Origin of the sequence: Streptomyces sp. NPDC093801, assembly GCF_040701585.1 — a bacterium.
Lineage (GTDB): Bacteria > Actinomycetota > Actinomycetes > Streptomycetales > Streptomycetaceae > Streptomyces.
In genome coordinates this window covers 97,305-111,252 of the sequence record NZ_JBFBDP010000022.1, presented here as the reverse complement: position 1 = coordinate 111,252, position 13,948 = coordinate 97,305, and the positions used below count along the sequence as shown (strand labels likewise).

The window sequence follows — 13,948 nt, the reverse complement described above, 5'->3', positions numbered from 1 at the left end:
ATGGACTTCCACCCCACCGAGGAACAGGCCGCGGCGGCGGAACTGGCCGCCCGGATCTTCCGCGACCTCGCCACCCACGAACGCCTCGCCGCGGCCGGCACCGGCAGCGACGCCGAACTGTGGAAGGCCCTCACCGCCGCCGGCCTGACCGCCGCCGTCGAGGAGGTCGGCCTCCTCGGACTCGTCCTCCTCCTGGAGGAGCAGGGCCGCACCACCGCCCAGATCCCGTACGCCGCCACCTGCGCCTACGGGATCCTGCCCGTGGCCGCGCACGGCAGCCCCGAGCAGCGCGCCCGCCTGCTGCCCGCCCTCGGCTCGGGCGCAGCGGTCGCCACCGGCGCCTTTCCGGCCCGCCGGGCGGTCACCGCCGCCCCCGACGGCCGCCTCACCGGTACCGTCCCCGCCGTCCCCTGGCTGCGCGACGCCACGCACGTCCTGGTCCCGGACCGCGACCGGGCGCTGTGGCTCGTACGGGTGGACGCTCCCGGCGTCGGCACGCGGCCGGTGGAGACGACCGCCCCCTGGTCGGCGGGGCGCCTCACCCTGACCGGCGCCCCGGCGGAACGGCTCGGCGGCCCGGACGCGTACGACGCGGTGCTGGCCTCCGCGCGGACCGCCTTCGCCGGGCTCCAGGCGGGCGTCTGCGCCGGCTCGCTGGCCCGCGCCGTCGCGTACACCTCCACCCGCGAGCAGTTCGGCCGTCCCCTCTCCACGAACCAGGCGGTCATGCTGCGGGCGGCCGACGCGTACATGGACACCGAGGCCATCCGGGTCACCGCGTACGAGGCGGCCTGGCGCATCGACGCGGGTCTCCCGGCGCGCGAGCACGCCCTCACGGCGGCCTGGTGGGCCTCCGAGGCGGGCAAGCGGGTCGTCCACGCGGGCCAGCACCTGCACGGGGGCATGGGCGCCGACCTCGACCACCCCGTCCACCGGCACTTCCTGTGGGGGCGCCAGCTCGACGCCCACCTGGGCTGCGGCAGCGAGCTGCTGTCCGAGCTGGGCGCGCTCATATCCGAGGAGGAGGACGCATGAACGTCGGCGACGCGCTGCCACCGCTGGAGATCCCGGTCACCCGCACCCTGATCGTCGCGGGCGCCATCGCCTCCCGCGACTACCAGGACGTGCACCACGACGCGGAACTCGCCCGCGAGAAGGGCTCCCCGGACATCTTCATGAACATCCTGACCACCAACGGCCTCGTCGGCCGGTACGTCACCGACCGGCTCGGTCCGCGGGCCGTCCTGCGCAAGGTGGCCATCCGCCTCGGCGCCCCCAACCACCCGGGCGACACGATGACCCTCACCGGCACCGTGACCGCCCTCGACGGGGACACGGCCGAGATCCGGGTCCTCGGCGCCAACGGCCTCGGCCACCACGTCACGGGCACCGTGACCGTCACCCTGGGGGCCGGGGCATGAGCGTCCGCGTCCGCGACGACCTGGGCGGCCGCGCCGCCATCGCCGGCATCGGCGCGACCGAGTTCTCCAAGGACTCCGGCCGCAGCGAGCTCAAACTCGCCGTCGAGGCGGTGCACGCGGCCCTCGACGACGCCGGGCTCACCCCGGCCGACGTCGACGGCATGGTCACCTTCACGATGGACACCAGCCCCGAGATCACGGTCGCCCAGGCCGCCGGCATCGGGGAGCTCTCCTTCTTCTCCCGCGTCCACTACGGCGGCGGCGCGGCCTGCGCCACCGTGCAGCAGGCCGCCCTCGCCGTCGCCACGGGGGTCGCCGAGGTCGTCGTCTGCTACCGCGCCTTCAACGAGCGCTCCGGCCGCCGCTTCGGCTCCGGCGTCCAGCAGCGCGAGCCCTCGGCGGAGGGTGCGGCCCTCGGCTGGTCCCTGCCCTGGGGCCTGCTCACCCCCGCCTCCTGGGTGGCCATGGCCGCCCAGCGCTACCTCCACACCTACGGGCTCACCCCGGAGGCCTTCGGGCACGTCGCCGTCACCGGCCGCAGGTACGCCGCCACCAACCCCGCCGCCTACTTCCACGGCAAGCCCATCACCCTCGCCGACCACGCCGCCTCCCGCTGGATCGTGGAACCCCTGCGGCTGCTGGACTGCTGCCAGGAGACCGACGGCGGCCAGGCCCTCGTCGTCACCACCGCAGAGCGGGCCCGCGACCTGCGGCGGAAACCCGCCGTGATCACGGCGGCCGCCCAGGGGGCGGGCCGCCGCCAGGAGGCGATGACCTCCTTCCACCGCGACGGCCTCACCGGACTCCCGGAGATGGGCGTGGTCGCCCGCCAGCTGTGGCGGACCAGCGGGCTGCGGCCCTCCGACATCGACGTGGCCATCCTCTACGACCACTTCACGCCCTTCGTCCTGATGCAGCTGGAGGAGTTCGGCTTCTGCGGACCCGGCGAGGCCGCCGACTTCACGGCCGCCGGCGCGCTCCCGCTCAACACCCACGGCGGCCAGCTCGGGGAGGCCTACCTGCACGGCATGAACGGCATCGCCGAAGCCGTCCGCCAGCTGCGCGGCACCTCCGTCAACCAGCTCCCGCGCGCCGAGCACGTCCTCGTCACGGCCGGTACCGGCGTACCGACCTCCGGCCTGGTCCTGGGCGCCGGCCTCTGACCCCGGTCCTGGTCGCGCGCCCCCTCCTCCACCTTCAGGAGGTGGGGCGCGGCAGGGCCGTACAACCTGAGGGGGACCCCGCTTCGGCACCTGCGGGCGATCCCAGGAGCCCCCCGCGCTCCTAGCGTGGAGCCATGACCACGCCTGTGTGCACGCTCGCCTCGAACCCGACGCCGTACCCGTCGTTCTCGGCGTACGTCCGGACCCGTGGCACGGCCCTGATGCGCACCGCGCGCTCCCTGACGGCCAACCCGTGCGACGCCGAGGACCTGCTCCAGACGGCCCTCGCCAAGACCTACGTCGCCTGGGACCGCATCGAGGACCACCGGGCCCTGGACGGCTACGTCCGGCGGGCCCTGGTCAACACCCGCACCTCGCAGTGGCGCAAGCGGAAGGTCGACGAGTTCTCCTGCGGGGAGGTCCCCGAGACCGAGGAGCAGTCCTCCGACGACCCGGCGGAGGCGCAGGTGCTGCGCGACGCGATGTGGCGGGCGGTGACGCGGCTGCCCGACCGCCAGCGGGCCATGGTCGTCCTGCGCTACTACGAGGACCTGAGCGAGGCGCAGACCGCCGAGCTGCTCGGAGTCTCGGTGGGCACGGTCAAGAGCGCCGTCTCCCGCGCGCTGGTCAAGCTCCGTGAGGACCCCGAACTCACCCCGGTGCGCTGACCCCTGTTTCACGTGAAACATCGGCCAGACCGCGGGCCCGGACAGTGATCGACCAGCCTGTTTGTACTCCCGGGTAGTGACATGCCGACCGGTACGTGCGCAGAATCGGCAGCATCCGACAGCCGCCGCAGCGCCGCAGCGCTCACCGGGAGGACGCTTTGCTGAGCACCATGCAGGATGTACCGCTGCTGATCTCGCGGATCCTGGCCCACGGGTCGACGATCCACGGCGACTCCCAGGTCACGACCTGGACCGGGGAGGCCGAGCCGCACCGGCGCAGCTTCGCCGAGATCGGCGTCCGCGCCGCGCGGCTCGCGCACGCCCTGCGCGACGGGCTCGGAGTCCAGCAGGACGAACGGGTCGCGACGCTCATGTGGAACAACTCCGAGCATGTCGAGGCGTACTTCGCGATCCCGTCCATGGGCGCGGTCCTGCACACGCTCAACCTGCGGCTGCCCCCCGAGCAGCTGGTCTTCATCGTCAACCACGCGGCCGACCGGGTCGTGCTGGTGAACGGCACCCTGCTGCCGCTGCTGGCGCCGCTGCTGCCGCACCTGCCGACGGTCGAGCACGTCGTGGTCGTCGGCGTCGGCGACCGCTCCGCCCTCGACGGGCTCGGCGTACGGGTGCACGAGTACGAGGAGCTCCTCGAAGGCCGCCCCGACCACTACGACTGGCCCGAGCTGGACGAGCGCCAGGCCGCGGCCATGTGCTACACTTCCGGCACCACCGGGGAGCCCAAGGGCGTCGTCTACTCCCACCGCTCGGTCTACCTGCACTCCATGCAGGTCAACATGACCGAGTCGATGGGCCTCACCGACCACGACACCAGCCTGATCGTGGTCCCGCAGTTCCACGTGAACGCCTGGGGCCTGCCCCACGCCACCTTCATGACCGGCATCAACATGCTGATGCCGGACCGCTTCCTCCAGCCCGCCCCGCTGGCCGAGATGATCGAGCGGGAGAAGCCCACGCACGCCGCGGCCGTCCCCACCATCTGGCAGGGGCTGCTCGCCGAGGTCACCGCGCACCCGCGCGACCTGACCTCGATGAAGCAGGTCACCATCGGCGGCGCCGCCTGCCCGCCCTCCCTGATGGAGGCCTACGACAAGCTCGGCGTCCGCCTCTGCCACGCCTGGGGCATGACCGAGACCTCCCCGCTGGGGACCATGGCGCACCCGCCGGCCGGTCTCAGCGCCGAGGAGGAGTGGCCCTACCGGGTCACCCAGGGCCGTTTCCCGGCCGGCGTCGAGGCCCGCCTCATCGGACCGGGCGGCGACGTCCTGCCCTGGGACGGGGAGTCGGCGGGCGAGCTGGAGGTCCGCGGCAACTGGATCGCGGGCGCCTACTACGGCGGCGCGTCCGGCGAACCCCTGCGCCCCGAGGACAAGTTCAGCGCCGACGGCTGGCTCAAGACCGGGGACGTGGGCGTGATCAGCGCCGACGGGTTCCTCACCCTCACCGACCGGGCCAAGGACGTCATCAAGTCCGGCGGCGAGTGGATCTCCAGCGTCGAACTGGAGAACGCGCTGATGGCCCACCCCGAGGTCGCCGAGGCGGCTGTGGTCGCCGTTCCCGACGAGAAGTGGGGCGAGCGCCCGCTGGCCACGGTCGTCCTCAAGGAGGGCGCCACGGCCGACTACGCCGCCCTGCGCGCGTTCCTCGGCGAGTCGATCGCCAAGTGGCAGCTGCCCGAGCGCTGGACCTTCGTCGCGACCGTGCCGAAGACCAGCGTCGGCAAGTTCGACAAGAAGGTGATCCGCAAGCAGTACGCCGAGGGCGACCTGGACGTCACCACCCTCGCCTAGGTCCGCAGCGGCCGGCCGGACGTCAGCCGCGGGTCAGCCACGGCCGCAGCAGCCGGCTGACGGCGGGCATGGCCGCGTAGGTCATCAGGGTGCTGAAGACGGCTGCGAAGGCGGCCGTCCGCAGCACGGGGTCGAGGTCCGCCAGGTACGGCCCGAGCACCGCGTTGCCCACCAGCGAGATCGGGAAGATGGCCAGCCCCGAGCTGATCGCCATCTTCCACCGCGGTGGCGCGGGCCGGGTCGTACCCGGCTTGGCGAACCAGGTCTCCATGCCGTGCAGCTCGCGCCGGGCTATCTCGGTGTGGTGGTGGCCCTCGCAGTTCGCGAACCACTCGGCCCGCTCGGGCGAGTCCTGCCACCGCTGGAACGCCTCCTGGTCGCGGAAGCGGTGGACGAGGAACCATGGGGCGCCCTCGGCCGCCGGCCGGAACAGCCCGTAGCCGAGGTGGTCCGGGAAGCGCGCGGCGGTCTCCAGGATGCCGCGCGCCCAGGTCTCGAACGCCTCCTCGTAGCCCGGCTCCACCTGGCGCGCGATGAGCAGGCTCACCTCCCCGTTGTCGGCGGGGACGCTGTGCTCGGTCGTGTCGGTGATGGCCATCGGGCCAGGATGGCTAGTTGGTGCCGATCTTGGCCAGGAGGTCCACGATGCGGCCCTGTACGTCCGCGGTGGTCGACCGCTCGGCCAGGAACAGCACGCTCTCACCGGAGGCGAGCCGCGGCCGGTCGGCCGGCTCGATCCCGGTGGCCGTGTAGACGACCAGCGGGGTGCGGTTCAGCAGACCGTTGGCACGCAGCCAGTCCACGATCCCGGCCCGCCGGCGCCGCACCTGCATCAGGTCCATGACCACCAGGTTGGGCCGCATCCGGGTCGCCAGCTCCACGGCGTCGGTGTCCGCGCCCGCACGGGCGACCTGGAGGCCGCGCCGCTCCAGCGCGGCGGTCAGCGCGGTGGCCACCTCCTCGTGCTCCTCGATCAGCAGGACCCGCGAAGGGTGCTGCTCGCTGTCGCGCGGCGCGAGCGCCTTGAGCAGGACGGCCGGATCGGCCCCGTACGCCGCCTCGCGCGTGGCGTGCCCCAGTCCGGCCGTGACCAGGACGGGGACCTCGGCGGCCACCGCGGCCTGGCGCAGGGACTGCAGGGCGGTCCGGGTGATGGGCCCGGTCAGCGGGTCGACGAACAGCGCTGCCGGGAAGGCCGCGATCTGCGCGTCCACCTCCTCGCGGGAGTGCACGATCACCGGTCGGTAGCCGCGCTCGCTGAGCGCCTGCTGCGTCTGCGCGTCCGGCGCGGGCCACACGAGCAGCCGGCGCGGGTTGTCGAGCGGCTCGGGCGGGAGCTCGTCGTCCACGGGCTGCGGCACGGGGCGGTTGACCACCTCGACGGCACCGCCCGGCCCGTCGAGCGGCTCGGGACCCTCGGCGGCACCCGCCTCCGGGGCTCCTATGGCGAAGGCCCGCCCCTGGGGCGCGGGTTCGGAGAGCCTGCGGCGCCGGCCGGAGCCGGACCCGCCGGGGCCCGCGGCACCCGGGTCCACGGAGATGCCCTGGCCCAGGGTGCCGAGCGCGCGCACGCTGATCGGCTGCCCGCTCGTCGGGGTGTCCCCGGGCTGCCGGGCGCCGGGCACGGCGGTCGCCGCGGACGCGGCGTCCTCGGGCGCGGTCCGGGCCGCCGGGACGGGCCAGGCGGGGGTCGCGGGCAGCGCACGGCGCCGCCCGGTCGGGAGCGCGGGGTCCTCGCCGGGGGCGGCCGGGGCCTGCGGGGCGGGGGTCGCGGGCGCGCCGAGCACCCGGCGGGCACGGCGCCCGCCCGAGCCGTCGGCGTCGGCCTCGGCCTCGGCGGAGCCGCCCGGGGCGGCCGCGGACGGGCCGGCGGGCAGCGCGAAGCCGCCCTCGGGTGCGACGCGGGATCCGGCGGGAGCCGCGAGACCGGCCGCGGGCACCGGACCGCCGGGCTGCGCGGGTGCGGCCACCGGTCCCAGCGCCCGCCGGCGCCCGGCCGGATGCTCGGTCACCGGTACGGAGGGAACGGCCGGTACGGGCGGCAGCGCCGGCAGGGCGGTGCCCTGCGGGGGCACGGGCCGTCCGCCGTCCGCCCGCCCGGAGCCCGGGCCGTCGTCGCCGTCGCGGCCCCGCCGGCGCCCGGTACCGAGCCCCGCCGGGTTCACGGGCGACTGGGCGAGCTCCGCCGGACCCGAGGACCCCTGGGCGTCCTGCGCGGGGGCCTCGCCGTCCGCGCGGCGGCGTCCGGACGGCAGCGCCAGCGCGCCTCCGGCCCCGCGACCCCCGGCGCCCTCGTCCTCGCCGGTGCCGTCCTCCAGGAAGGCGTCCACCCCGCGCCGGCCCCGCCGGCCGCCGGAGACCGTCGCCGGGGCGGCCTCGGGCTCGGGTGCGGCCTCCGGCTCGGGCTCGGGCAGCTCCACCGTCCCGGCCCCCGCGCCCAGCGGCAGCTCCAGGACGTACGCCCCGCCCGGTGCGCCGGGCACCTCCACCGTCTGCAGGAGCCCGCCGTGCGCGGTGACGACGCCGCGCACGATCGGCTCGTGCACGGGGTTGCCGCCCTCGTAGGGGCCGCGCACCTCGATCCGTACGACCTCGCCTCGCTGGGCCGCGGCCACCACGATCGTGGAGTCGCTGTACCCGCTGCCCTGGCGGGTCTTGCCGGTGGCGTCCACCCCGGCGACGTCCGCGACCAGGTGCGCCAGGGCGGTCGCGACCCGCTCCGGGTCCACTTCGGCCTCGATCGTCGGGGCGTGGACGGCGAACTGGGCCCGGCCGGGGCCGATCAGCTCGACCGCTCCGTCGATGCCCGTCTTGACGACCTCGTTGATGAGGACGTTCCGCTTCTTGAGCTTCTCGCTGCCCGCGTCCAGGCGCTGGTAGCCCAGGACGTTGTCCACCAGGGTGGTCATCCGGGAGTACCCGGCCGCCAGATGGTGCAGCAGCTGGTTGGCCTCGGGCCACAGCTGCCCGCCGTCGTCGGCGGCCAGCGTGGCCAGCTCCCCGCGCAGCTCCTCCAGCGGACCGCGCAGCGCGTCGCCGAGCACGGCCACCAGCTGGGCGTGGCGGGCGGCGAGCGCGTCGTAGGGGCGCCGGTCGGTGAAGGTCATGACGGCGCCGACGAGCACGTCCCCGTCCCGTACGGGCGAGGTGGTCAGGTCGACGGCCACGGCCTGGCCGGCCTTGTTCCACAGCACCTGGCCGCGGACCCGGTGCTTGCGCCCGCTGCGCAGGGTGTCGGCGAGCGGGGACTCGTCGAAGGGGAAGGGGGAGCCGTCGGCGCGCGAGTGCTGGATCAGGCCGTGCAGCTCGCGGTTGCCGAGGTCGGTGGCGCGGTAGCCCAGGATCTGGGCGGCGGCCGGGTTGACCAGGACCACGCGGCCGTCGGTGTCGGTGCCCACCACGCCCTCGGCGGCGGCGCGCAGGATCATCTCGGTCTGCCGCTGGGACCGGGCCAGCTCGGCCTCGGTGTCCACGGCCTCGGTGAGGTCGCGCACGACCAGCATCAGCAGCTCGTCGCCGGTGTACGGCTGGGGCTCGCGGTAGGCGTCACGGCCGTCGAGGTGGGCGCTGGTGACCTCGACGGGGAACTCGGTGCCGTCGGTGCGGCGCGCGGTCATCCGCTTCGGCTTGGAGCGGCCCGTCAGCTCGTCGCCGGGACGGCGCATCGAACCGGGGATCAGTTTCGAGTCGAACTCGGGGAAGAGGTCGAGCACACCACGGCCGACGAGACCGGTGCCGGGGCTCTCCATGACCTCGAGGGCGATCGAATTCGCGTTGACGACCGTGCCGTTGGCGTTGACGAGCAACAGCGCGTCCGGAAGCGCGTCGAGTATTGCTGCGAGGCGAGCAGCGCCTCGGGATGGCCTGCTGCTCACGACGAGCGTCCTCCCTGACCACGACTACCGGCATGTCACGGGAGGAGTCTAAGGGCACCGTCCCGCCGAGAGGGGGCGGATGAACGGGGGAAACCGCGCATCCGCCGCATCCTCCCAGGTCAGGCACCCGCAGTCGGAAGGACGGGTTCCAGGTTGTCCCAGCGGGCGATGTCGCACCCGTTCTCGCGTCCGAACCAGCTGTCCACCCTCTGGCCGTGCCACGTTCCCGTGACGTGCGCGGTGGCCGGTCCGCCGCTCTGGAAGGTGCACATGGCGGGCTTCGGCGCGGAGGCGAACGGGTCCTTCCCCTGCTTCGCGAGCGCGTCGAGGCGGGCGCAGGCCTCCTCCGCCTTGGGGTGGTCGCCGCCGACCGGCCTGCAGTCGAGGCGGTACCGGCCGTCGAGGCCGCCCGCCTTGGAGATGTCGATCGTCAGCCGGTCGGGGGAAGCCAGCAGCCGGCCCAGGGGCAGCGGCGGCAGCGGTCCGGCCGCCGCGGCGGCCAGCGCGGAGGTGACGGCGAAGGCGGCGAGACGCAGCATGGGGCACTCCAGGTCGTCCGTACGTCGTACGCCTCACCAACGACCCGCCCGCCCGGACGTTGCGAGGGGGAGGGTCCGGGAGAAGGGATCAAGGAAGAGGGCTTAAGGCTTTGCCCTGTGGGCCCGGCTCCTTGTACCGTGGGAGCGGATTGGTGACCGGCCCCGCGGCTGTGTCATCATCTGCACGCACCCTCGTTACGGGGGTGTGCTGGAGGCGTCGCCTAGTCCGGTCTATGGCGCCGCACTGCTAATGCGGTTTGGGGCTTACACCCCATCGAGGGTTCAAATCCCTCCGCCTCCGCACCTCACCGAAGCCCCGGTCCTGACGGACCGGGGCTTCGGTGCGTTCGGGGTGCCTGCGTGCCGCCGGTGTGCCGGTGCGTTCGGGGCTCGAAGGCGGGCCCTGGCGTTTGGGATGGCCCTCCGTGGGTACCCGCCGGGGCTCCCGCGCTCCGGCCGGATCCGGGCCGATGATCTTCGTTCAGCACGTTTCCGCAGGTCAGGGGTGTTGTGGCTTATGGATTTCGCGTCCCGGCGAGGTCCATGTATTGTTGTTCTCGCAAGGCCAACCGGGCAGGAAACGCCGGGAAGCCAAGCACTCGTAGCTTAACGGATAGAGCATCTGACTACGGATCAGAAGGTTGCAGGTTCGAATCCTGCCGAGTGCACAGCCCGAGAGGCCCCCAGGAAAAATCCTGGGGGCCTCTCGCGTATGCCCGGCCGGTCCGTCCCGCCGGCTAGGGCCGGCGGGCGGGAAGGGCGCGGGGGAGACCCGTCACCGACATCACCAGCGAGTAGAGCGAGGTGGTGGCGGTGATGAAGAGCCGGTTGTTCTTCGGGCCGCCGAAGGCGATGTTCGAGACGGGTTCCGGGACGCGCAGGCGGCCGATGAGGTCGCCGTCCGCCGCGTAGCAGTGCACGCCCGACTCCATCGCGGCCGCCCACAGCCGTCCCTCGTCGTCGAAGCGGATGTTGTCGACCGAGGGGCAGGCCGTGAAGACGCGGTCCCCGCTCAGCGTGCCGTCGTCCCCGACCGCGAAGGCGCGGATGTGGCCCGCGCGGGTGTCGGCCGCGTACAGCTCGCTCTCGTCGGGGGAGAAGACCAGCCCGTTCGGCCCGAGGAAGCCGTCGGCCACGAGGCGGACCTCGCCGGTGGAGGGGTCGGCGCGGTAGAGGTTGCAGGAGCCGATCTCGCTCGGGGCGCGCCCGCCCTCGTAGTCGCTGGTGATGCCGAAGTCGGGGTCGGAGAACCAGACCGACCCGTCGGAGCGCACCACCGCGTCGTTCGGGCTGTTGAGCCGCTTGCCGTCGTAGCGGTCGGCGATGACGGTGAGGCTGCCGTCGGGCTCGGTGCGGGTGACGCGGCGGTTGCCCTGTTCACAGGTGATCAGCCGGCCCTCGCGGTCGAGGGTGTTGCCGTTGGAGTGGCCGGCCGGGGTGCGGAAGACGGACACCGCGCCCGTCGCCTCGTCCCAGCGGAGCATCCGGTCGCCCGGGATGTCGCTCCACACCAGCTGCCGCCACGCCGGCAGGTACAGGGGCCCCTCGGCCCAGCGGCAGCCGTCGTGGAGGCGCTCCAGGCGGAGGTCCCCGTTGGCGCAGCGGCCGGTCCGGAAGCGCTCGTCCAGGATCTCGTACAAGGTGAGGTCGGCAATTCCCAACATGGTTCCCCCATCAGAGCGAAGGACCGAATATGATTCGGCTTGATGGTGAGATTGCAGGATCAGGTACCGTCTTCGCAAGGGTGGGCGGGCATATGGGAGGAAGATCGCGTGGACGACATCGACCGGGCGCTGCTCCTGCGCCTCCAGGAGGACGCGGGGCAGTCCTACGCCGCTCTCGGGACGGCCGTGGGGCTTTCGGCGGGGGCCACCCACGAGCGGGTGCGCAAACTGCGCGAGCGCGGTGTGATCCGGCGGACCACGGTCGACGTGGATCCGGCGGCCGTCGGCAGCGGGGTGCTGGCCTACGTGATGGTCGACTCCAACGCGTGGATGGGCGAGTCGGCCGGGGACTTCGCGGCGATTCCGGAGATCCAGGAGGCGCACATCATCGCCGGCAGCGCCTCCGTGCTGGTGAAGGTCCGCACGGCCACCACCGAGCAGCTCCAGGACGTGCTGCGCCGCCTCTACGCCATCGACGGGGTCAGCGGGACGCAGGCGACCGTGGTCCTGGAGACCTTCTTCGAGCGGCCCCTGCCCCTGTGACCGGCACCGCCGGGGGCTGGTGGTGCACCGGGATCCGGTGGAGCGGGGAACGGCCCGCCGTCGGGTGGTCCGGGCCCGGGCGTGCGGAGCGCGGCAGTCCGCTCTCCTCGGGACAGCGGCTGGCCTTCGCCGCCCGGGGCGAGCGGCACTGCCTCGGCGTGCGGCGCGCCGGGAAGCGGACCCCGTGCCCGGCGGGCCGGACCGTACCGGGACGGGCCGCGAGCGCCCAGTGTCCCGAGTGCGCCCGGCTCGACCGGTCCTTCTCGGTGGCGGCCGACACCAACGCCGCCGATCCGCGTCCGTACCGGGTGTACCTGGCGTGGTTCGGGCCCGGGATGGTCAAGGTCGGCATCACCGCCGAGGAGCGCGGTGCGGTGCGGCTGCTGGAGCAGGGGGCGGTGACCTGGACCTGGCTGGGGCGCGGGCCGCTGATGGCGGCGCGCCGGACCGAGGAGCTGCTGCGCGCCGCCCTCGGGGTACCGGACCGGATCCCCTACGCCCGCAAGCGCGCCGTGCGGGCCGGGCTGCCGCCGGAGGCCGAACGGGCGCGGGAGGTGGCCGAGCTGCACGCCCGGGCCGCGGCGCTCCCGGGGTGGCCGGAGTCGCTGGAGCGGCTGGGGTGCGCGACCACCGACCACGCCGGGCCGTTCGGGCTGGCCGCGTTGCCCGCCCCGGTCCGCGTGGTCACGGAACTGGTGCCCGGTGCGGCCGTCGTGGGGCGGCTGGTGGGCGCCGCGGGGCCGGACCTGCACTTCGCGGACGGGCTCGTGGTGGACACCCGGCTGCTGGCCGGCTGGGAGCTGGCCGCCGCACCCGACCGGGCGGCGACCGACGCCCCGACGGCGGCCGTCGCCCCGCCGGCCCGGGCGGACGGGCAGGACGGGCTGTTCTGACCGGGAGCCGCGGAACCCCCGAAGGTCAAAACTTGGATCCCTTTGGACGTCCGGGCCTGTTTCTGGTGGACATGCCAAGGGGCTTCCGCAGAGGGTGGCGGTCATGAGCATCCAGCCCGTGCCGGCGTTCGAACCGCCTTATGTCATGGCCGTATTCAGCAATGTCCGCACCTCCGACGACACCGGGTACCCGGAGGTCCTCTCCCGGATGAACGAGCTCGTCCGGGAGAACCCCGGGTTCCTCGGGTACGAGTCGGCGCGCACCCCCGGGGGCCTCGGCATCACCGTCGCCTACTTCCGCGACCACGAGTCCCTGGCCGCCTGGCGCACGGACCTGGAGCACCAGGCCGCCATGAAGCAGGGGCGCGCCGACTGGTACGAGAGCTACTCCCTGCACGTCGCGACCGTCGAGCGGAGCCACGGCTTTGCCCGCAACGGCTGAGACCGTCCGGGCCTTCCGCGACCGGCTGGGGCTGCCCGGTCTGGTGGACGTGCACACGCACTTCATGCCGGACCGGGTGATGCGCAAGGTGTGGGACTACTTCGACGCCGCCGGCCCGCTGACCGGCGTCGCGTGGCCCATCACCTACCGGCACGAGGAGGAGCAGCGGGTCGCGCTGCTCCGGGAGTTCGGCGTCCGGGCCTTCACCTCGATGCTCTACCCCCACAAGCCCGCCATGGCCGCCTGGCTCAACGCCTGGGCCGAGGACTTCGCCGCCCGCACCCCCGACTGCCTGCACACCGCGACCTTCTTCCCGGAGAAGGACGCGGCCGCCTACGTCGGGCGGGCCGTGGAGCGGGGAGCCCGCGTCTTCAAGGCCCACCTCCAGGTCGGCGGGTACGACCCGAACGACCCTCTGCTCACACCGGTGTGGGGGCTGCTCGCCGAGGCGCGGATCCCGGTCGTGGTCCACTGCGGCTCCGGGCCCGTCGCGGCCGCGCACACCGGGCCCGGGCCGATCGCCCGGCTGCTGGCCCGCCACCCCCGGCTGCCGCTGGTCGTCGCACACATGGGGATGCCCGAGTACGCCGACTTCCTCGACCTCGCCGACCGCCACCGCGAGGTGCGGCTGGACACCACCATGGCCTTCACCGACTTCTCGGCGCAGTTCAGCGGCTTCCCGCCCGCGGACCTCGGACGGCTCGCCGACCTCGGGGACCGGATCCTGCTCGGTACCGACTTCCCCAACATCCCCTACCCCTACGAGCACCAGCTGGAGGCCCTGGAACGCCTCGGGCTCGGCGACGACTGGCTGCGCGCGGTCTGCCACGACAACGGCGCCCGGCTGTTCTCCCTGCCCGGCCGACCGCCCGGGCCGCGCTGATCCCTTTCTCAGGAGATTCACAGGTTGGGGCAAGAACGCTCTCACGGGC

Annotated in this window: 13 protein-coding genes and 2 tRNA genes; 11 read left to right on the top strand and 4 right to left on the bottom strand. The window is 73.8% G+C overall.

Annotated features, from left to right (window positions below):
• The 5 genes from AB0469_RS25445 (at nt 1) to AB0469_RS25425 (ending at nt 5,060) form a co-directional block, all read left to right on the top strand.
• Complete coding sequence (locus AB0469_RS25445) at nt 1-1,035, top strand: acyl-CoA dehydrogenase family protein (protein ID WP_366453739.1); 1,035 nt, start codon at nt 1-3, stop codon at nt 1,033-1,035.
• On the top strand, nt 1,032-1,421 hold the full coding sequence (locus AB0469_RS25440) for a MaoC family dehydratase (RefSeq protein WP_366453738.1): 390 nt from the start codon (nt 1,032-1,034) through the stop codon (nt 1,419-1,421). The genes AB0469_RS25445 and AB0469_RS25440 overlap by 4 nt, the downstream gene beginning before the upstream one ends.
• Entirely contained in the window at nt 1,418-2,584 is a 1,167-nt protein-coding gene (locus AB0469_RS25435; RefSeq protein ID WP_366453737.1) for a lipid-transfer protein, read from the top strand. Before AB0469_RS25440 ends, AB0469_RS25435 begins: the two co-directional genes overlap by 4 nt.
• Nucleotides 2,585-2,718: 134 nt before the next feature.
• A complete protein-coding gene (locus AB0469_RS25430; RefSeq protein WP_366453736.1) occupies nt 2,719-3,252 on the top strand; it encodes a SigE family RNA polymerase sigma factor in 534 nt (177 codons plus the stop codon).
• A 158-nt stretch (nt 3,253-3,410) separates the two neighbouring features.
• A complete protein-coding gene (locus tag AB0469_RS25425) occupies nt 3,411-5,060 on the top strand; it encodes a long-chain fatty acid--CoA ligase (protein ID WP_366453735.1) in 1,650 nt (549 codons plus the stop codon).
• A 22-nt stretch (nt 5,061-5,082) separates the two neighbouring features.
• Here AB0469_RS25425 and AB0469_RS25420 read toward each other — a convergent pair whose 3' ends face one another.
• The 3 genes from AB0469_RS25420 to AB0469_RS25410 form a co-directional block, all read right to left on the bottom strand.
• The gene (locus AB0469_RS25420) at nt 5,083-5,658 is read right to left on the bottom strand and encodes an antibiotic biosynthesis monooxygenase (protein WP_366453734.1); all 576 of its coding nucleotides are present in this window, start codon (nt 5,656-5,658) and stop codon (nt 5,083-5,085) included.
• A 13-nt stretch (nt 5,659-5,671) separates the two neighbouring features.
• Nucleotides 5,672-8,935 carry a PAS domain-containing protein gene (locus tag AB0469_RS25415; RefSeq protein ID WP_366453733.1) on the bottom strand — a complete coding sequence of 1,088 codons (3,264 nt, stop codon included), beginning with the start codon at nt 8,933-8,935 and terminating at the stop codon, nt 5,672-5,674.
• A gap of 119 nt (nt 8,936-9,054) precedes the next feature.
• A complete protein-coding gene (locus AB0469_RS25410) occupies nt 9,055-9,474 on the bottom strand; it encodes an SSI family serine proteinase inhibitor (RefSeq protein ID WP_366453732.1) in 420 nt (139 codons plus the stop codon).
• A gap of 210 nt (nt 9,475-9,684) precedes the next feature.
• Here AB0469_RS25410 and AB0469_RS25405 point away from each other — a divergent pair.
• Together AB0469_RS25405 and AB0469_RS25400 are read left to right on the top strand one after the other, a co-directional pair.
• A tRNA-Ser gene (locus AB0469_RS25405) sits at nt 9,685-9,775 on the top strand.
• 294 nt (nt 9,776-10,069) lie between these two features.
• Nucleotides 10,070-10,142 (top strand) — tRNA-Arg (locus AB0469_RS25400).
• A 69-nt stretch (nt 10,143-10,211) separates the two neighbouring features.
• Here AB0469_RS25400 and AB0469_RS25395 read toward each other — a convergent pair.
• Complete coding sequence (locus AB0469_RS25395; RefSeq protein WP_366453731.1) at nt 10,212-11,138, bottom strand: SMP-30/gluconolactonase/LRE family protein; 927 nt, start codon at nt 11,136-11,138, stop codon at nt 10,212-10,214.
• A gap of 108 nt (nt 11,139-11,246) precedes the next feature.
• Here AB0469_RS25395 and AB0469_RS25390 point away from each other — a divergent pair, with 108 nt between their 5' ends.
• The 4 genes from AB0469_RS25390 to AB0469_RS25375 all read left to right on the top strand — a co-directional run bounded on the left by AB0469_RS25390 (nt 11,247) and on the right by AB0469_RS25375 (nt 13,899).
• Entirely contained in the window at nt 11,247-11,681 is a 435-nt protein-coding gene (locus AB0469_RS25390; RefSeq protein ID WP_366453730.1) for an Lrp/AsnC family transcriptional regulator, read from the top strand.
• Nucleotides 11,678-12,574 carry a DUF2797 domain-containing protein gene (locus AB0469_RS25385; protein WP_366453729.1) on the top strand — a complete coding sequence of 299 codons (897 nt, stop codon included), beginning with the start codon at nt 11,678-11,680 and terminating at the stop codon, nt 12,572-12,574. The genes AB0469_RS25390 and AB0469_RS25385 overlap by 4 nt, the downstream gene beginning before the upstream one ends.
• Before the next feature lie 103 nt (nt 12,575-12,677).
• Nucleotides 12,678-13,016 (top strand): antibiotic biosynthesis monooxygenase, encoded by a 339-nt coding sequence (locus tag AB0469_RS25380; RefSeq protein WP_366453728.1) that lies wholly within the window; start codon nt 12,678-12,680, stop codon nt 13,014-13,016.
• A complete protein-coding gene (locus AB0469_RS25375) occupies nt 13,000-13,899 on the top strand; it encodes an amidohydrolase family protein (protein WP_366453727.1) in 900 nt (299 codons plus the stop codon). Before AB0469_RS25380 ends, AB0469_RS25375 begins: the two co-directional genes overlap by 17 nt.
• The last annotated feature ends 49 nt before the right edge of the window (nt 13,900-13,948 follow it).